Raw genomic sequence first — 17,403 nt, 5'->3', positions numbered from 1 at the left:
AATCACACTATTTATATTAGCATTTATATTCAATTAACATCATCCTAATTAGGAATTTCTACATTAAGTGTTATAAATTGCTAGTTATACTCAGCTTATCTTTTTTATTTGTTGCTTTTTTATGTTAAGCGAGGTTAGAACATCAAGAGCAGATAAATTTTTCCAGAAAACTTAGCTAATTAATTTTTTACTATAAGTAACTTCTTTAATAATTAATGATTTTTTTGTTTTATAATTTTTTTTAATAAAAAAACGTGATCTGCTTCAAATTTTGAGTATACTATGCGTCCCATAAACCCCTAGTTTTTTTGAGGATGTTAGTTTGCGTACTGATAAACTTGTGGATTCCTATTCCCCCGCACAAATGACACAAATTGCCGAAGACATTGGCAACTACAAAGTAAATAAACACCCATGTAGCACGATTTTATCTGCAATGCTTGCAGGTGTTTTTATCTCTATTGCGTTTGTTTTTTATATTACCGTTACAACTGGCACTGCAACCGTTGCGTTCGGTTTGGCTAAATTAGTCGGTGGTATTTGCTTTTCATTAGGCTTAATGCTAGTTGTTTGCTGTGGCGCTGATCTTTTTACTTCAACCGTGTTGACTATCTTACCAAGAATGACGCATAAAGTAAGTTGGTTAAAAATGTTCCGTAATTGGATTTTGGTCTATATTGGTAACTTTATTGGTGCTATACTGTTTGTAATGATTATTTGGCTTTCAGGTCAGTATATGGTAGCTAACGGACAGTGGGGATTGAATGTATTGCAAACTGCCGATCACAAGTTACATCATACTTTTGTTGAAGCGGTATTCCTTGGTTTTTTAGCTAACTTAATGGTTTGCTTGGCTGCATGGCTAAGTTATGCTGGCCGTAGCTTACTTGATAAGATGTTAATCATGGTTCTTCCTGTCGCTATGTTTGTTGCTAGTGGTTTTGAGCATAGCATTGCTAATATGTTTATGATACCAATGGGTATTGTGATTAATAATTTTGCTTCCCCTGAATTTTGGCAAGCCGTTAATGTAGCGCCAGATACATTTAAAGATTTAACTGTAACGCATTTTATATTTAACAATTTAATTCCAGTTACAATCGGGAATATTTTAGGTGGTTTAGCGGTCGCGCTACCTTATTGGGCTTTATATTTACGCAAGCCACATTGATTTTATAATATTTACCCTTATATGTTAAAGGATAAATAGTTATTTTTGTAAACCTGAGGTGAAAATTATGAGTAATTTGAACGAAGTACAAGCAGTTGCTTGGAAAGGATTTAAAGATGGTGATTGGCAAAATAATGTTAATGTCCGCGATTTTATTCAAAAAAACTACACGCCATACGAGGGCGATGAATCTTTCTTAGCTGGTGCAACAGAAGCTACAACTAAGTTATGGGATAAAGTAATGGAAGGCATTAAAGTTGAAAATGCGACCCATGCTCCTGTGGATTTTGATACAAGTGTTATTTCGACAATTACTGCTCATGATGCAGGTTATATCGAAAAAGATTTAGAAAAAATTGTTGGTTTACAAACTGAAAAACCACTAAAACGTGCAATTATCCCGTTTGGTGGTATCAAAATGATCGAAAATTCTTGTAAAGCTTATAACAGAACGCTTGATCCTTTAGTCAAAAAAATCTTCACTGAATATCGTAAAACTCATAACCAAGGTGTTTTCGATATCTATACTCCTGATATCCTTCGTTGTCGTAAATCTGGTGTTATCACTGGTCTTCCTGATGCTTACGGTCGTGGTCGTATCATTGGTGATTACCGTCGTGTGGCACTTTACGGTATTGATTATTTAATGCAAGACAAATTTGCTCAATTCAATTCATTACAAGCTGATTTTGAAAATGGTGTTGATTTAGCAATGACTATGCAACGTCGTGAAGAAATCGCTGAGCAACATCGTGCACTTGGTCAAATTAAAGAAATGGCTGCTAAATATGGCTTTGATATTTCTGGACCTGCAAAAACAGCACAAGAAGCTGTTCAATGGACATATTTTGGTTATTTAGCTGCGGTTAAATCACAAAATGGTGCGGCTATGTCTTTAGGTCGTACTTCAACTTTCTTTGATATCTATTTCCAACGTGATCTTGCCGCTGGTTTAATCACTGAAAAAGACGCACAAGAAATTGTTGACCACTTTGTAATGAAATTACGTATGGTTCGTTTCTTACGTACTCCTGAATATGATGAGTTATTCTCAGGCGATCCAATTTGGGCAACTGAATCTATCGCTGGTATGGGTGTTGATGGTCGTACATTAGTAACTAAGACTTCTTTCCGTTTCTTAAATACTTTATATACAATGGGGCCTTCACCAGAACCAAATATGACTATCCTTTGGTCTGAACAATTACCAAGTGGATTTAAAGAGTTCGCATCAAAAGTCTCAATCGATACATCATCATTACAATACGAAAACGATGATTTAATGCGTCCAGACTTTAACAATGATGACTACGCTATCGCATGTTGTGTAAGCCCAATGATCGTTGGTAAACAAATGCAATTCTTTGGTGCACGTGCTAACCTTGCTAAAACACTTCTATACGCAATCAATGGTGGTGTTGATGAAAAATTAAAAATGCAAGTAGGTCCTAAAGAAGCACCAATCACTGATGAGTATTTAGATTTTGATACTGTGTTTGCTCGTTTAGATCACTTTATGGATTGGTTAGCAAAACAATATGTAACTGCATTAAATGCTATTCACTATATGCATGATAAATATAGCTACGAAGCGTCATTAATGGCATTACACGATCGTGATGTTATTCGTACTATGGCATGTGGTATTGCAGGTCTTTCTGTTGCTGCTGACTCACTTTCTGCAATTAAATATGCAAAAGTGAAAACAATTCGCGATGAAGATGGTTTAGCGACTGACTTTGAAATCGAAGGTGAGTACCCACAATTCGGTAACAATGATCCACGAGTTGATGATATCGCTGTTGATTTAGTTGAACGTTTTATGAAGAAGATTCAAAAACTTAAAACTTATCGTAATGCTATTCCTACTCAATCAGTACTTACTATTACATCAAATGTTGTATACGGTAAGAAAACAGGTAATACGCCTGACGGACGTCGTGCTGGCGCACCATTTGGACCAGGTGCTAACCCAATGCACGGTCGTGACCAAAAAGGTGCGGTTGCTTCATTAACTTCTGTTGCTAAACTTCCATTTGCTTATGCTAAAGATGGTATTTCATATACTTTCTCTATCGTTCCAAATGCGTTAGGTAAAGATGATGATGTGCGTAAACGTAATTTAGCTGGCTTAATGGATGGTTATTTCCATCATGAAGCGACAATTGAAGGTGGTCAACATCTAAATGTTAACGTGTTAAATCGTGAAACATTATTAGATGCAATGGAACATCCTGAAAAATATCCACAATTAACAATTCGTGTTTCTGGATATGCAGTACGTTTTAATTCTTTAACAAAAGAACAACAAAAAGACGTAATTAGTCGGACATTTACCCAATCAATGTAATGTGTGATAAATGAGCACTAGCTTGAAGTCAACTTATTGAGTTTAATAATAAGTTGACTAAATTGGATAGTTATTTTTATTATCTAATCTTTCATAATAGCCCCGTGGAAAATTATATAATGTCCACAGGGCTATTGTATAAAAATCAACAAGAAGATATAGCCTTTAACTATTGAAAGTAAATTAGAGTCTAAAATAGCCTATTTTTTAGGATTTCTTTTTTAAATCGATCACAAAAATTCTTTTTTATCCAAAAACGTATTTATACTGAAACCTAGTTTTTCTGAAACTTTTTTTATATTAATATTATTTTTTACCATATGTGACATAAATTAAGCTGTTGAAGATTTATTTTTTGATATATATCAAACTTTGTGAATTCATATCCGTTTTTCCCTTTATTTCCATGCCATTAAATATTATCATTACAATTAATAAGGACGTTAATAACTTCCAATACAATAAATCAAATAATGTAATGTCAGCTTTTTAAGGAGTCCATATGCTATTTAACCGTAGGCAGTTCTTTAAGATCTGCGCAGGAGGTATGGCAGGAACAACAGTAGCCACGCTAGGGCTAACGCCGAATGTCGCGTTTGCACAAACTCGCCAATTTAAATTACTCAAATCCAAAGAAACCCGTAACAACTGTACTTACTGTTCAGTTGGTTGTGGAATGCTACTTTATAGTCGCGGTGATGGCGCTAAAAATGCCGAATCATCTATATTTCACATAGAAGGCGATCCTGATCATCCTGTTAGTCGTGGCTCACTTTGTCCTAAAGGTGCTGGCGTGCTTGACTTTATAAAAAGTGAAAATCGTGTTAAATACCCCCAATACCGCGCGCCAGGTTCTGATAAATGGCAAAAAATAAGTTGGGATGAGGCCATTGACCGTATAGCTCGTTTGATGAAAGCTGACCGAGATAAAAATTTTATTGAGAAAAATGAGAAAGGTATAACAGTTAACCGCTGGACAACAACAGGGTGGCTTGTTACATCGGCTGCAAGTAACGAAACAGGCTGGTTAGCATTTAAAGTTGCTCGTGCATTAGGTATGTTAAGCCTTGAAACTCAAGCACGAGTTTGCCATGGCCCTTCTGTATCTAGCTTAGCAGCTACATTTGGTCGAGGAGCAATGACTAACAACTGGAATGATATCAAAAACGCCAATGTTGTTATTGTCATGGGCGGTAATGCCGCAGAAGCCCATCCAGTTGGTTTTAAATGGGCAATTGAAGCTAAAATTAATAATGGCGCAGAACTAATTGTTATTGACCCTCGTTTTCAGCGAACGGCTTCAGTTGCCGATCACTATGTACCGATTCGTTCAGGATCTGATATTGCTTTTTTACTTGGTATTATTAATTATCTGATTACTCACAACGAAGTTAACTTTGAGTATTTGGTAACACACAGTAATGCTAGTTTAATTGTGCGTGATGATTTTAATTTTGATGCCAATAGCGGATTGTTTAGTGGCTATGATGCAACTAATCGTCAATACGATCAAACTAGTTGGGCATATCAAAAAGATGAAAATGGTTACGCACTTCGGGATAAAACACTAAGCCATCCTCGTTGTGTTTGGAATTTATTAAAACAACACGTTAGCCGTTATACACCCGAAATGGTCAATAAGGTAACTGGTAGCCCAATTGATGGCTTTTTACATGTCTGCCGCTCACTTGCTAGTACCAAAACCAATGATAGAGCCGCAACCTTTTTATATGCATTAGGTTGGACTCAGCACACTTATGGCTCACAAATTATCCGTACTGCTGCCATGATTCAGCTTCTTTTAGGCAATATTGGTGTTATGGGTGGAGGCATTAATGCACTGCGTGGGCATTCAAATATTCAAGGTTTAACTGATGTAGGTTTATTGTCAAATCGTCTGCCTGCTTATCTTGATTTACCAAAAGAATCTCAAGTTTCACTTACTCAGTATCTAGATGAAAAAACACCAAAACCACTCGGTCCAAGTGAAGTGAATTTTTGGGGAAATTATCCAAAATTCTTTGTCAGTTTTATGAAATCAATGTACGGTGATAAATCGACTCAAGATAACGATTGGGGATTTGATTGGTTACCAAAATGGGATAAAACCTATGATGTTTTAAGATTCAGTAAAATGATGCGTGATGGACAAGCCAATGGTTTTATTTGCCAAGGCTTTAATCCACTTGCTGCACTACCCGATAAAAATAGTATTCGTGAAGGTTTATCTAACTTAAAATTCTTAGTTAGCATCGATCCTATGCCGACCGAAACCGCGGAATTTTGGAAAAACCACGGTGAATCAAATGATGTGGATTCTAGCAAAATTCAAACCGAAGTATTTAGATTACCATCAAACTGTTTTGCTGAAGAAAACGGAACAATTGTTAACTCTTCTCGTTGGCTACAATGGCATTGGGCAGCAGCTAGACCACCTTACGAAGCATTATATGATCCTGAAATTATTGCGCGTATCTTTTTAAGAATTAAAGAGCTATATGCCGAAGAAGGGGGCGCTTATCACGAGCCAATTGATAATTTAGTTTGGGATTATCAAAATCCTGAAGGTCCAGCGGCCGAAGAGCTAGCCAAAGATTATAATGGACGTGCACTTGCAGATATCACTGATGCAAATGGAAATGTTATTCTTAAAAAAGGCCAGTTACTCAGTGGTTTTTCTCAATTAAAGGCAGACGGAACAACTTCATCAGGTATTTGGATATTTTGCGGTTCTTGGACTGAGCAAGGCAACCAAATGGCAAGGCGAGATCCAAGCGATCCATCAGGCAAAGGCGTTCATGCTGGTTGGGCTTGGGCATGGCCAATGAATCGACGTGTACTTTATAATCGTGCCTCAGCAGATGAAAACGGCAAACCATGGGATTCTAAACGAGTTTTAGTAAAATGGAATGGCTCAAGCTGGGTTGGTAATGATGTTCCTGATTTTACGGCAACATTATCGCCAAGTGCTGGTGCAGGTGCTTTTATCATGAATAACGATGGTTTAGGTGGATTATTTTGTTTAAATCGATTAGTCGATGGACCATTCCCTGAGCATTATGAACCATTTGAAACACCTATTACCAATAATCCATTGCATCCAAATCAAATAAGCAGTCCAGTTGCACGAGCATTTAAAGAAGATTTGGCTCGCTTAGGGAATGCTAGCGAATTTCCTTACGTTGGTACGACTTATAGCATCACAGAACATTTCCACTTCTGGACACAGCATGCAAGGTTAGCTTCGATAACTCAACCAGAGCAATTTATTGAACTAAGTGAAAATTTAGCCAATAAAAAAGGTATCAAATTAGGTGATACGGTTAAAGTGACTTCATATCGGGGCTATATCAAAGCCAAAGCTGTTGTGACAAAACGTCTTCCTACATTAACCGTGGATGGTAAAGAGATTGAAACCATAGGAATTCCGATTGTATGGGGATTCACAGGGCAAACAAAGAAAGGATTTTTGGTTAATGAATTAACACCTCATTTAGGTGATGCTAATTCACAAACACCAGAATATAAATCATTCTTAGTCAATATCGAAAAAGTTACCAGTGCGGCATAAGGAGGAAGAGCAATTATGTCATTACAAACACAAGATATTATTCGCCGCTCAGGAACCAACGCATTAACACCAGCGCCACGAGCCCGCGATTATCAACAAGAAGTCGCAAAATTAATTGATGTAACAACATGTATCGGCTGTAAAGCGTGCCAAGTTGCCTGTAGCGAATGGAACGATTTGCGAGCTGAAATTGGCAATACTGTCGGCGTTTATGATAATCCCGCTGACTTAGAACCCAAAGCTTGGACAGTAATGCGTTATTCGGAAGTTGAAATTAATGGTAAATTTGAATGGCTGATCCGTAAAGATGGTTGCATGCACTGCTCAGATCCTGGGTGCTTAAAAGCTTGCCCTTCCGAAGGTGCTATTATTCAATACGCAAATGGTATTGTGGATTTTCAATCAGAACATTGTATTGGTTGTGGTTACTGTATTGCTGGTTGTCCGTTTAACATTCCAAGAGTTAGTAAAGAAGATAACCGCTCTTATAAATGCACTTTGTGCGTAGATCGCGTTGCTGTTGGACAAGAGCCAGCGTGCGTAAAAACCTGCCCGACGGGTGCTATTCATTTTGGCACAAAACAAGACATGATTCGCCACGCTGAACACAGAATTGCCGATTTGAAAAAACGAGGGTTTGAAAATGCGGGGCTTTATGACCCACAAGGTGTTGGTGGCACGCATGTGATGTATGTTTTACACCATGCAGATCAACCAGAACTTTATCATGGTCTACCTAAAGATCCACAAATTAGCGAAATTGTTAAATTTTGGAAAGGTGTTTGGAAACCACTTTCAGCCGCAGCATTTGTTGCCACTTTTGGTGGTTTACTATTCCACTATATGGGTGTTGGTGCAATTGATGTCGATGAAGATGATATTGAATACGAAAAAGAAGCAGATAAGCAAGCACGAAAAAAATTAGGCTTGCCAGTTGTTGAATGTAAAAATAGTGATAACTTACCGCAACAGGAGAATCGTCATGAATAAAAAAAGCATGATATTAAGAACACCACTTATTGTTCGCTTCTGTCATTGGTGCATGGTGTGTCTGTTTATTTTAACTGCATTATCAGGTTTGTCGCTGTTTTTTCCATCAATTAAACTGTTTGGATTATTTCTTGGCACACCTCAATTAGTCAGAGAATTACACCCTATTTTAGGCTGTGTTGTTTTTATCTTACTAATGTTTATGTTTTTAAAATTGGCTCATCATAATATTCCTAATAAAGATGATCTTTTATGGATTAAAAACTTTAAACATGTGATTTTAGGTAAAGAAAGAGGCATTCCAATAGGTAAATATAATGTGGGTCAGAAATTTTTATTCTGGTGCATTATGGGGTTAATTTTAGTTTTATTTGTTACAGGCCTCATCATGTGGCGCCGCTATTTTGCTGATAATTTTTCTGTTCCAGTTGTTCGTATTGCGATATTTTTCCATTCACTTGCCGCAATTGGCCTAATTCTACTTGCAATTGGCCATGCTTATATGGCAATTTGGGTTAAAGGTTCAATTAAAGGAATGATAACCGGCTATGTATCGCGTGCTTGGGCTTGTAAAAACCATTCAACTTGGTATGAAGAAGAAATGGAAAAAATCTATCAAGAAGAGCTAAAATTAAAAGCTGAATTAAAAACTGAACAAGCAACCAAACCTGAATAAAAAATTTTTATAAGCAATTTTCAATTAAATAACAATATCGCTGATATTAATCAGCGATATTGTCTATATAGATAAATCTATTATGGATAAAATAATCATCAATGGTAACTAATAATGAGTATAAAAATCATCCCACAAAAACAACTTGAACAACATGCATCAAACTCAGTTATTAGGCAAATTCCATTACTGTTTTACCCATCACCAAAAACCATTTATGCACATCGAGCAAAGCGCTTAAAAACCTTGGCAACCAATAATCCATTTAGTGATTATTTAAATTTTTGCGCTATAATCGCCGAACAACAAGCTAATTTAGTGAAACAAAATCTTATTAATTTTGATTTGCCTGAATATCTTAACAACGAAAATCCACCATTAAGTTTAAGCAACCTACCATTGTCCACAAGTTGGCAACAATACCTCAACCACTTATTAAGTTCGATAACAGCAACAACTGAACAGATAACATTAGTCATTGAGCAACTTAAAAAAAATAGTGTTCAGCAGCTACAAGATAAAGCCCTACATCTACTCAATCATGAGTTTGCTCATGTAGAGGGCAACGAAGCAATATTTATTTGGGCTGCGTTGTCGGTTTATTACAGTCAACTCGCAAGCCAAATTAAAGGCAAAGCAATAGCAGAAAGCACAGATAAAAGCTGGTTATGCCCTGTATGTAATAGCATACCTGTGGCTAGTATCATCCAATTAGGCAGCAACAATGGCCTGCGCTATTTACATTGCAGTTTATGTGAAAGCCAATGGTATGTGCCTAGAATAAAATGTACCTGCTGTGATAACATGAAAGATATTCAATACTTTTCGCTTGATAACGAATTATCCTCCACCAAAACAGAATGCTGTGATGCTTGTCATAGCTATTTAAAAATCTTCGATCAAGATAAAGATCCACACATTGAAATCATTGCCGATGACATTGCTTCATTAATATTAGATATTAAAACAGAAGAAGAAGGTTTTACTAAAAGTGGAATAAATCCTTTTATATTCGCTCAATAAAAATCACTATAACATAATGATTAAAAGAAATTTATGATTATTGATTACCACTTTATAACAGCTTTGTTAACAACAATGGTTAAGTCATAAAATACAACTTAACTTTTGAAGATAAAAGGGCTACAATGGAATTATTGTACTAGTTTGTGAGTGTGTTTTATGAGACGTTTTACTTTATTGATAATAATGATATTGCTTGTGCCTTTTTATAGTTTTGCTGATACAATGAAAAATGTTGCCATTACGGCAATTGTTGAACATCCTTCATTAGATCAAATTCGCGATGGTGTTAAAGATGAATTAACAGATAGTGGTTATAAATTAAATGAAAATTTAACTATTCAATATAAAAGCGCACAAGGAAGTAGTGCAACTGCAGCCCAAATTGCAAGGCAATTTATTTCAGCTAAATCTGACGTTATTGTTGCAATTGCAACACCAAGTGCACAAGCAACAGCAGCGGCTACAAAACAAATTCCTATCGTCTTTGCAGGTATTACCGATCCCATAGCAGCTAAACTAACCAAAGATTGGAAGCCAACAGGTACCAATATTACTGGCGTGTCTGATTATCAAGAAATAGGCCCACAAATTGATTTTATGAAAAAAATTGTACCTAACGTTAAATCAGTCGGTTATATCTATAGCCCGAGCGAAATAAACTCAACAGTGGTATTAAAACACCTGCAAACTCTACTGGCAGAACAAGGAATTGCTCTTTTTGCAGTACCTGCTCAACGAACAGCAGACATTTCAACAGCTGCATTTTCATTAAAAGGTAAAGTTGATTTAATCTATACTACAACGGATAACAATGTTGTTTCCGCTTATGAGTCTTTAGTCAAATTTGCTAATGAAAATAAAATTCCCCTTTTAGCATCGTTTCCTGATGCGATTGAACGAGGAGCCGTTGCTGCATACGGAATGAGTTATTACGATGTAGGTCGTCAATCAGGTAAGCTTGTTGTACGTATATTAAAAGGTGAAGCAGTAGGTACTATTGCCCCAGAATTAGGGCAAGCTCTTCGCCTTGTCATTAATATTGATGCGGCTAAAAAACAAGGAATTACTTTTACGCCTGAAGTGATTGAGTCTGCCGATAAAGTCATCGGTAATCATTAAATTTAATACCACTAAACAAATAATAAGCCTTGCTCGCTGAGCGAGTAAGGCACTTGATATGGCAAAGGATCATTCCCAATAGATAAATATCACTAACTACCGACTTTAGTCTAATGCTAAAATCCCCCTTATCAACATCACTTCTTTAATAACCCTTCATTTCTGTAATGAAATATTTACAGCAAACCTGTTTTTACTCTAGAAAATTATCTATTTTTGCTTTATAGTAGCTTAATATTGAGCTTGGTTGTAAAAAAAATATTACAGGAGTGCTTTCTATGCGTAATTTTATTATTAGACTTTTTATGCTGCTTAGTGTACCGCTTGTAGCATTTTATTCTTCAGCAAATCCTAAAATTGAACAAAAATTTGTAGCCATTACAGCCATCGTTGAACACCCAGCATTAGATAATGTACGTAAAGGTGTTGAAGATGAATTAAAAGATAACGGTTATATTAATGGGGAAAATTTAAAACTACAATTTGCTAGTGCACAAGGCAGTAGTGCAAATGCAGCGCAAATTGCTAAACAATTTGCAGCAAGTAAACCTGATGTTATCGTTGGTATTGCAACTCCAAGTTCGCAAGCATTAGTTGCAACAACAAAACTTATTCCTATTGTTTTTACGGCTGTCACAGATCCTGTTGCAGCTAAATTAACATCAAGCTGGGAAGCATCAAAAACGAATGTAACTGGTGTGTCTGATGCACTGTCACTGGATTTTCAAATTGATATGATGCTTAAAATTAAACCAGATGCTAAAAATATTGGTTATGTTTATAGCCCAAGCGAAGTTAATTCAACAATCATACTTAAACAATTACAAGATGAGCTAGAAAAAAGAGGTATGAAAATTATTGCTGCACCTGCACAACGCACTTCTGATATCTCAACTGCAGCGAGAAGCTTAAAAGGTAAAGTGGATTTAATCTATACAACAACAGATAATAATGTGGTTTCTGCTTATGAGGCTTTAGCTAAAGTAGCTAATGAAAGTAAAATTCCTCTTATTGCTTCTAATCCTGAATCTGCAGAACGTGGTGCTATTGCTGCTTTAGGTATGAGTTATTATGATCTTGGTCGACAAGCAGGTAAAATTGTTATTCGCATCCTTAATGGCGAAAAACCGGGCGATATTCCACCACAAGTGGGTAATATTACTCAACTAACAATTAACAAAAAAGCAGCTGAACGCCAAGGTGTCACTTTATCTGAAGATATATTAAAATCAGCCGCAAAAATTGTCGAAAAATAATGTTTTATTTTTTTATAACTAAACCGCCAGCCTTGGCGGTTAACTTTAATGGATTTTTTCATGTCTTTTGAATTTTTATTTGGCTCAATGGGGATTGGGCTTATTTATGCACTTGTTAGTTTAGGTGTATTTATTTCGTTTCGTTTACTGGATTTTCCTGATCTTACTGCTGATGCGAGCTTTCCTCTTGGTGGCGCAATATGTGGATTATGTATTTATATAGGTATCGACCCTTGGATCGCAACACTATTAGGTATGTTTGTTGGTTGTCTAGCGGGAGCAATGACAGGGCTTTTATACGTTAAACTCAATATTTTACAATTGCTTTCTAGTATTATTGTCATGATAGGGCTTTATTCTATCAATTTAAGAATATTAGGTATTGGGCCTTATGTTATGAATGAAACAACGAGGCTTGCAGGTTCGCCTAATCTTTCATTACTCGGTCAAAATACTATTTTTTCACCGTTTATTTCTGACGATTTTAGTAATCAATATATAGTACAACCCATAATGATCTTAGGATTTGTAATTGTATTTTGGATGTTACTAAATGTGTTTTTAAATACCCAAAAAGGGCTTGCTTTAAGAGCAACAGGCACAAATCCACGAATGGCAAAATCTCAAGGTATTCCAACTGATGGAATTACAATCCTTGGTATGGCAATATCAAATGGTTTAATTGCTTTAGGTGGTTCGTTATTTGTTCAAACGCAAGGAAGTGCGGATATTACTATTGGTGTTGGTACAATCGTTATTGGACTAGCCTCAATTATACTTGGTGAAAGCATTTTTCCAACAAAACGTATTTGGGCTGTTATGCTTTCGGTTATTTTTGGATCTATCTTGTATCGCTTATTTATTGCTTTCGCATTAAGTAATGAATTGCTACAAGATATAGGGGTTGGAACAGAAGACCTAAACCTTATTACAGCAATATTAGTTGTGTTGGCTCTTGTCTTACCAAAGCAGTTAAAAAAATTCTCTAAAAAAAGAGGAAAGTAAACATGATTAAAGCAGAACAATTACAATTAACCTTTAATCAAGGTACACCGATTGAAAATCATGTATTACGAGGGTTAAATCTTAACATCAGCGAAGGAGAGTTTGTCACTATCATTGGTAGTAACGGTGCAGGGAAAAGCTCGTTACTTAACGCAATTAGTGGTGATTTGCTAACTGATTCAGGCTCTATTGTCATCAATGATAAAAATGTTACTCGTTGGCCAGCATGGAAACGCGCAGGTATGGTTGCTCGAGTATTTCAAGATCCAATGGTTGGAACTTGTGAAAACCTAACGATTGAAGAAAACCTTGCTATTGCTTATAACCGAGGTAAAAAATTTACATTATCTTCCGCACTTAACCGTAAAGCACGCTCAATATTTAAAGATAAATTAGCGATGCTAAACCTAGGCTTGGAAAATCGACTAACCGACATGATGGGACTACTTTCTGGTGGGCAAAGGCAAGCTGTTAGCTTATTAATGTCAACTTTACAACCGTCTAAAATACTACTTCTAGACGAGCACACAGCGGCACTTGATCCTAAAACTGCGCAATTTGTTCTAGATCTTACCGATCAAATGGTGTCACAAAACAAATTAACGACCATGATGGTAACTCACTCAATGAAACAAGCCTTGGAATATGGCACCCGAACCGTCATGCTGCATCAGGGGCAAGTGGTGCTTGATGTATCGGGCGAAGAGCGTACAAAATTAACTATCACTGACCTTTTAGCCATGTTTGAACAGACACGCGGTGAAAAGGTTACCGACGATGCTTTACTTTTAGGTTAATAATAAATCAAAAAGCAGTGTCTTGGTTAGATATTGTTTTTTGATAATTATAGAGACACATTTTATTCTAGTAACATCTGCTACTTACCGTGATTTGGAAGAAATAGAAACTAAAAATTGTAAGCTAAAGCAGATGTTTAATTAAGTTAGAAATTATAAGCCACCATAAAAGCTTTCAATAAATTAACACTGTAGTATTACCGATTGGAATTTTTCATTATCCGAGCTTTATCAACTTGCCATTGACGTTCTTTAATATCTGTTCGTTTATCGTATTCTTTTTTACCTTTGGCTACCCCAATTTTCACTTTCGCCCACGCATTCTTCCAATATAAAGAAAGGGCAACAACGGTATAACCTTGGCGGTTAATTTGACCAAATAACGAGTTGAGTTCACGTTCATTTAGCAGTAATTTACGGTTGCGCATAGGTTCGCAAATGACATGAGTTGAAGCAACATTTAACGGAGTAATAGTTGCCCCAAATAACCATGCCTCACCATCTTTTAGCAAAACATAGCTGTCGCTAATATTGGCTTTGCCTGCGCGCAGTGATTTTACCTCCCAACCTTGCAGAGATAATCCCGCCTCGATCTCTTCTTCAATGAAGTACTCATGACGTGCACGTTTATTTAATGCAATAGTTGCCGAACCAGGCTTGTGTGATTTTTTCTTATTCATAATGTGCGTTATTATAGAGTTACGTGATATTATATGCTACTAATTTTATTTTTTTATTTTATTATTATGGTACATGTTTTTCGCGAAGTTATCGAGCCTTATTCAGTTGAGCAAATGTTTGCTTTAGTCAACGATATTGAAAAATATCCAGAATTTATTCCAGATTGTATTGCAACAGGTATTATTAAAAAACAAGATAATATTATTGCCGCATTTATTGAGGTTGAAAAGTTTGGTTTCAAAAAATCGTTCACCACATTAAATCAAATCAATGAACCTAATTCAATTGATATTACGCTTTTAGAAGGTCCATTTAAACAATTATCAGGCCGGTGGCAATTTGTTAAAATTACGGAAAACCAAAGTAAAATCAGTTTTAATTTAGATTTTGAGTTCAAAAATAAATTATTAGATATGACTTTTTCTCCTGTCTTTAAAGAAGTCATGAATGGCATGGTTAATGCGTTTTCAAAACGAGCAAGGCAGATTTATTAAAATGATTAATATTCAAGTTGTTTATGCGTTACCCAATAACTCAATAGTCATTGATTGCAATGTTGATGAACAAACGAATGTCTTGCAAGCAATTACAAAATCCAATATCTTATCATTATGTCAAATCCAATTGGATGAACATCTAATTGGTATTTACGGAAAGCGTTGTGAGCCGACTCAATTGGTAAAAAATGGTGATCGCATTGAAATATATCGGCCATTAATCAACGACCCCAAAGAAATAAGACGAAGAAAAGCGACACAAAAAAACAATCGATAAAGGCAAAGGAAACTAAATGCATAATCTACTAATTGAAAAAATTGAAACTTTATGCAAAAAGCGTGGCATTAAACTGACAACGCAACGCCGAACCGTTTTAGACATTATGTTAACGGCCAATAGAGCTATGAGTGCGTATGATCTGTTAGATCTACTCAAAGTTAGTGAGCCACAAGCCAAACCACCGACCATTTATCGTGCACTTGAGTTTTTACTTGAGCAAGGCTTTATCCACAAAGTGGAATCTTCTAATAGCTATATCATCTGTCCACATTTTCAAGATCCTGAACATATTTCAATTTTATTTATTTGCGATAAATGCCAACAAATTATTGAAAAACATTCTGAACAAATAGAAGAACAACTCAAACAACTCGCACACCAAAATCAGTTTTTAATAAAGCACAGTGTGCTTGAAATACATGGACTTTGTCAGCAGTGTCAACTTTAATTATTTTTCTTTGGCTAATTAACATGGCTTGCGATACCGTTGGGCAAATTGCATTTAAGTATGCCGCGCTCACCTCCAAAAATAAGCAAGGTTTACGTTATTGGCAAACATTATTTAGTAATATTTGGATATGGATCGGTTTTGGTACTTATTTTCTTGGATTTATTTGTTGGTTGGCGTTTTTAAGTGAAGTGCCATTATCAGTAGGCATTTTATTGGGATCATTTAATATTATCACCGTTATGTTAGCAGGGCGAATTTTATTTAAAGAGCATCTAACTTTGTTTCGTATTGTGGGGATATTTTTCATTACTACTGGTGTAATATTAGTGGGGCTGACTTAATGAAAAAATTTTATATTATTGGTTTTATCTTACTACTATTTTTTGATACTTTTGGCCAAACTAGCTTTAAATTAACCGCACTATCAGCCTTACCATTCGAAGTCAGTTTTGATTGGTTAGTCCGCGTATTTTCTTATGGTTGGGCTTATTTAATCATCTTGGGTTATACAGGAGCGTTTATCACTTGGATGATACTATTAAAAAAAGCTCCAGTTGGCCCGGCCTTTGCGGCATCTCATTTACAGGTGGTTACAGTGATGCTAGTATCGGTGATTATTTTTGATGAAAAAATTACATTCACACGCATGCTTGGTGGATTATGTATTATTATTGGTATTGTTTTTTTGGCTATAGCCGAGCAAAAATTGCAGCGTAAATCATAAATCCCTTCTATTTTTATACTAAAACTCCGTGTTTTCTGAAAGTTTTTACAAAATATTACGGTTCTAATTTGTTTAATTTAGTAATTTATTCTATTTTGTGAAATTAATATGCTTTAGTAAGCATATTAATATTCAACCTCATAATTATTAATTTAGAATATTACTTCTAAAAAGATTTTGTTAATAAAAATTATTTTCGGTTTATTTAAATACGGTCACGTTCAAGGATAACTATGTGAGCTTCTCGTTTCCAAAATAGGAACAAGCGACGAATCTCTCTTTCCATAGTAACTACACGCCAGCCTGCTTCAGCATTTCTATTTAACAATTGGGAAAATCTAACGGGATTAACATTGGCTGCGCCAAAAAGAAATGAAGAAAAAGCATTTTCTTGATAAATAACTACCTTATATTCTTTCATAACAATTAAATCTCCAGTACTTTCTTAAATTAACATTAAAGTTTGTAAAATTATATACTTTTTAAACGTTAGTATCTATCACATAACAATTTGGTTTTTTTTATTAAAATATGCTGTCGTTAATTTATGTTTGCGTGTTAATTATTAACTATTTTAATTATTACCTGTTCCCAACAGAATTTTCTTTAGCGATATTCAATGAGCGATGCAACAGCAAGAACTAACCTTTATAAGTGGGATAAATAAAATAGGCTATATTTAAACATAATTAGGGGCTGTTGAACTTTGCTGTACATAAATTATTCAACAATACATTGGCAGCCACATTAACATAAATGCCAGTGATACCATACTGGCATAATTCCTTTCTAACTTATCGTATCGAGTT

The 17,403-nt window shown here is 35.5% G+C and carries 17 protein-coding genes and 1 pseudogene; 15 read left to right on the top strand and 3 right to left on the bottom strand.

All coding sequences use genetic code 11. The annotated features are described in order from the left end of the window. The first annotated feature begins 322 nt into the window (after positions 1 to 322). The 10 genes from focA (at position 323) to GQ590_RS09050 (ending at position 13,961) form a co-directional block, all read left to right on the top strand. Positions 323 to 1,171, top strand: coding sequence for a formate transporter FocA (gene focA, locus GQ590_RS09095; protein WP_160408313.1), 849 nt, complete (start codon positions 323 to 325; stop codon positions 1,169 to 1,171). A 67-nt stretch (positions 1,172 to 1,238) separates the two neighbouring features. Next, entirely contained in the window at positions 1,239 to 3,521 is a 2,283-nt protein-coding gene (gene pflB / locus GQ590_RS09090; protein ID WP_160408315.1) for a formate C-acetyltransferase, read from the top strand. A 502-nt stretch (positions 3,522 to 4,023) separates the two neighbouring features. Further along, the gene (gene fdnG / locus GQ590_RS09085) at positions 4,024 to 7,092 is read left to right on the top strand and encodes a formate dehydrogenase-N subunit alpha (RefSeq protein ID WP_160408317.1); all 3,069 of its coding nucleotides are present in this window, start codon (positions 4,024 to 4,026) and stop codon (positions 7,090 to 7,092) included. A gap of 15 nt (positions 7,093 to 7,107) precedes the next feature. Then, on the top strand, positions 7,108 to 8,082 hold the full coding sequence (fdxH, locus tag GQ590_RS09080; RefSeq protein ID WP_160408319.1) for a formate dehydrogenase subunit beta: 975 nt from the start codon (positions 7,108 to 7,110) through the stop codon (positions 8,080 to 8,082). Next, complete coding sequence (locus GQ590_RS09075) at positions 8,075 to 8,758, top strand: formate dehydrogenase subunit gamma (protein ID WP_160408322.1); 684 nt, start codon at positions 8,075 to 8,077, stop codon at positions 8,756 to 8,758. Before fdxH ends, GQ590_RS09075 begins: the two co-directional genes overlap by 8 nt. Positions 8,759 to 8,872: 114 nt before the next feature. Then, a complete protein-coding gene (fdhE, locus tag GQ590_RS09070) occupies positions 8,873 to 9,781 on the top strand; it encodes a formate dehydrogenase accessory protein FdhE (RefSeq protein WP_160408324.1) in 909 nt (302 codons plus the stop codon). Between the two features lie 159 nt (positions 9,782 to 9,940). Then, positions 9,941 to 10,903 carry an ABC transporter substrate-binding protein gene (locus tag GQ590_RS09065; RefSeq protein WP_160408326.1) on the top strand — a complete coding sequence of 321 codons (963 nt, stop codon included), beginning with the start codon at positions 9,941 to 9,943 and terminating at the stop codon, positions 10,901 to 10,903. A 305-nt stretch (positions 10,904 to 11,208) separates the two neighbouring features. Next, entirely contained in the window at positions 11,209 to 12,159 is a 951-nt protein-coding gene (locus GQ590_RS09060; RefSeq protein ID WP_160408345.1) for an ABC transporter substrate-binding protein, read from the top strand. 60 nt (positions 12,160 to 12,219) lie between these two features. Then, positions 12,220 to 13,164, top strand: coding sequence for an ABC transporter permease (locus GQ590_RS09055; protein WP_160408328.1), 945 nt, complete (start codon positions 12,220 to 12,222; stop codon positions 13,162 to 13,164). Positions 13,165 to 13,166: 2 nt separating this feature from the next. Continuing rightward, a complete protein-coding gene (locus GQ590_RS09050; protein ID WP_065636159.1) occupies positions 13,167 to 13,961 on the top strand; it encodes an ABC transporter ATP-binding protein in 795 nt (264 codons plus the stop codon). A gap of 197 nt (positions 13,962 to 14,158) precedes the next feature. On the opposite strand, the gene smpB is transcribed toward GQ590_RS09050, so the two are convergent. Beyond that, positions 14,159 to 14,641, bottom strand: coding sequence for an SsrA-binding protein SmpB (gene smpB / locus GQ590_RS09045; RefSeq protein ID WP_160408330.1), 483 nt, complete (start codon positions 14,639 to 14,641; stop codon positions 14,159 to 14,161). Between the two features lie 33 nt (positions 14,642 to 14,674). Here smpB and GQ590_RS09040 point away from each other — a divergent pair, with 33 nt between their 5' ends. From GQ590_RS09040 to GQ590_RS09020, 5 genes are read left to right on the top strand one after another with little or no spacing between them, the layout of a single operon-like run. Further along, a complete protein-coding gene (locus GQ590_RS09040; protein WP_160408332.1) occupies positions 14,675 to 15,136 on the top strand; it encodes a type II toxin-antitoxin system RatA family toxin in 462 nt (153 codons plus the stop codon). Position 15,137: 1 nt separating this feature from the next. Further along, entirely contained in the window at positions 15,138 to 15,416 is a 279-nt protein-coding gene (locus GQ590_RS09035; protein ID WP_160408334.1) for an RnfH family protein, read from the top strand. A gap of 16 nt (positions 15,417 to 15,432) precedes the next feature. Next, complete coding sequence (gene zur, locus GQ590_RS09030; protein WP_160408337.1) at positions 15,433 to 15,867, top strand: zinc uptake transcriptional repressor Zur; 435 nt, start codon at positions 15,433 to 15,435, stop codon at positions 15,865 to 15,867. Between the two features lie 23 nt (positions 15,868 to 15,890). Next, on the top strand, positions 15,891 to 16,211 hold the full coding sequence (locus tag GQ590_RS09025) for an EamA family transporter (RefSeq protein ID WP_237397847.1): 321 nt from the start codon (positions 15,891 to 15,893) through the stop codon (positions 16,209 to 16,211). After that, on the top strand, positions 16,211 to 16,594 hold the full coding sequence (locus GQ590_RS09020) for a multidrug efflux SMR transporter (RefSeq protein WP_160408341.1): 384 nt from the start codon (positions 16,211 to 16,213) through the stop codon (positions 16,592 to 16,594). Before GQ590_RS09025 ends, GQ590_RS09020 begins: the two co-directional genes overlap by 1 nt. 205 nt (positions 16,595 to 16,799) lie before the next feature. Here GQ590_RS09020 and GQ590_RS09015 read toward each other — a convergent pair whose 3' ends face one another. Both GQ590_RS09015 and GQ590_RS09010 read right to left on the bottom strand, forming a co-directional pair. Further along, positions 16,800 to 17,015 (bottom strand): DUF4177 domain-containing protein, encoded by a 216-nt coding sequence (locus GQ590_RS09015; RefSeq protein ID WP_091120747.1) that lies wholly within the window; start codon positions 17,013 to 17,015, stop codon positions 16,800 to 16,802. A gap of 303 nt (positions 17,016 to 17,318) precedes the next feature. Next, positions 17,319 to 17,403 (bottom strand): annotated as a pseudogene (locus GQ590_RS09010) (IS5/IS1182 family transposase); the annotation flags it as partial.

This window comes from Gilliamella sp. Lep-s35, assembly GCF_009795845.1.
GTDB lineage: Bacteria > Pseudomonadota > Gammaproteobacteria > Enterobacterales > Orbaceae > Gilliamella.
This window is presented reverse-complemented; position numbering and strand designations above follow the sequence as displayed.

Coding starts and splice junctions, on each gene's coding strand:
- GQ590_RS09065 (WP_160408326.1), top strand. CDS start 9,941: ATGAGACGTTTTACTTTATTGATAATAATGATATTGCTTGTGCCTTTT.
- GQ590_RS09025 (WP_237397847.1), top strand. CDS start 15,891: ATGGCTTGCGATACCGTTGGGCAAATTGCATTTAAGTATGCCGCGCTC.
- GQ590_RS09060 (WP_160408345.1), top strand. CDS start 11,209: ATGCTGCTTAGTGTACCGCTTGTAGCATTTTATTCTTCAGCAAATCCT.
- fdnG (WP_160408317.1), top strand. CDS start 4,024: ATGCTATTTAACCGTAGGCAGTTCTTTAAGATCTGCGCAGGAGGTATG.
- GQ590_RS09015 (WP_091120747.1), bottom strand. CDS start 17,015: ATGAAAGAATATAAGGTAGTTATTTATCAAGAAAATGCTTTTTCTTCA.
- GQ590_RS09020 (WP_160408341.1), top strand. CDS start 16,211: ATGAAAAAATTTTATATTATTGGTTTTATCTTACTACTATTTTTTGAT.
- GQ590_RS09040 (WP_160408332.1), top strand. CDS start 14,675: ATGCTACTAATTTTATTTTTTTATTTTATTATTATGGTACATGTTTTT.
- zur (WP_160408337.1), top strand. CDS start 15,433: ATGCATAATCTACTAATTGAAAAAATTGAAACTTTATGCAAAAAGCGT.
- GQ590_RS09075 (WP_160408322.1), top strand. CDS start 8,075: ATGAATAAAAAAAGCATGATATTAAGAACACCACTTATTGTTCGCTTC.
- fdhE (WP_160408324.1), top strand. CDS start 8,873: ATGAGTATAAAAATCATCCCACAAAAACAACTTGAACAACATGCATCA.
- GQ590_RS09035 (WP_160408334.1), top strand. CDS start 15,138: ATGATTAATATTCAAGTTGTTTATGCGTTACCCAATAACTCAATAGTC.
- pflB (WP_160408315.1), top strand. CDS start 1,239: ATGAGTAATTTGAACGAAGTACAAGCAGTTGCTTGGAAAGGATTTAAA.
- fdxH (WP_160408319.1), top strand. CDS start 7,108: ATGTCATTACAAACACAAGATATTATTCGCCGCTCAGGAACCAACGCA.
- GQ590_RS09055 (WP_160408328.1), top strand. CDS start 12,220: ATGTCTTTTGAATTTTTATTTGGCTCAATGGGGATTGGGCTTATTTAT.
- GQ590_RS09050 (WP_065636159.1), top strand. CDS start 13,167: ATGATTAAAGCAGAACAATTACAATTAACCTTTAATCAAGGTACACCG.
- smpB (WP_160408330.1), bottom strand. CDS start 14,641: ATGAATAAGAAAAAATCACACAAGCCTGGTTCGGCAACTATTGCATTA.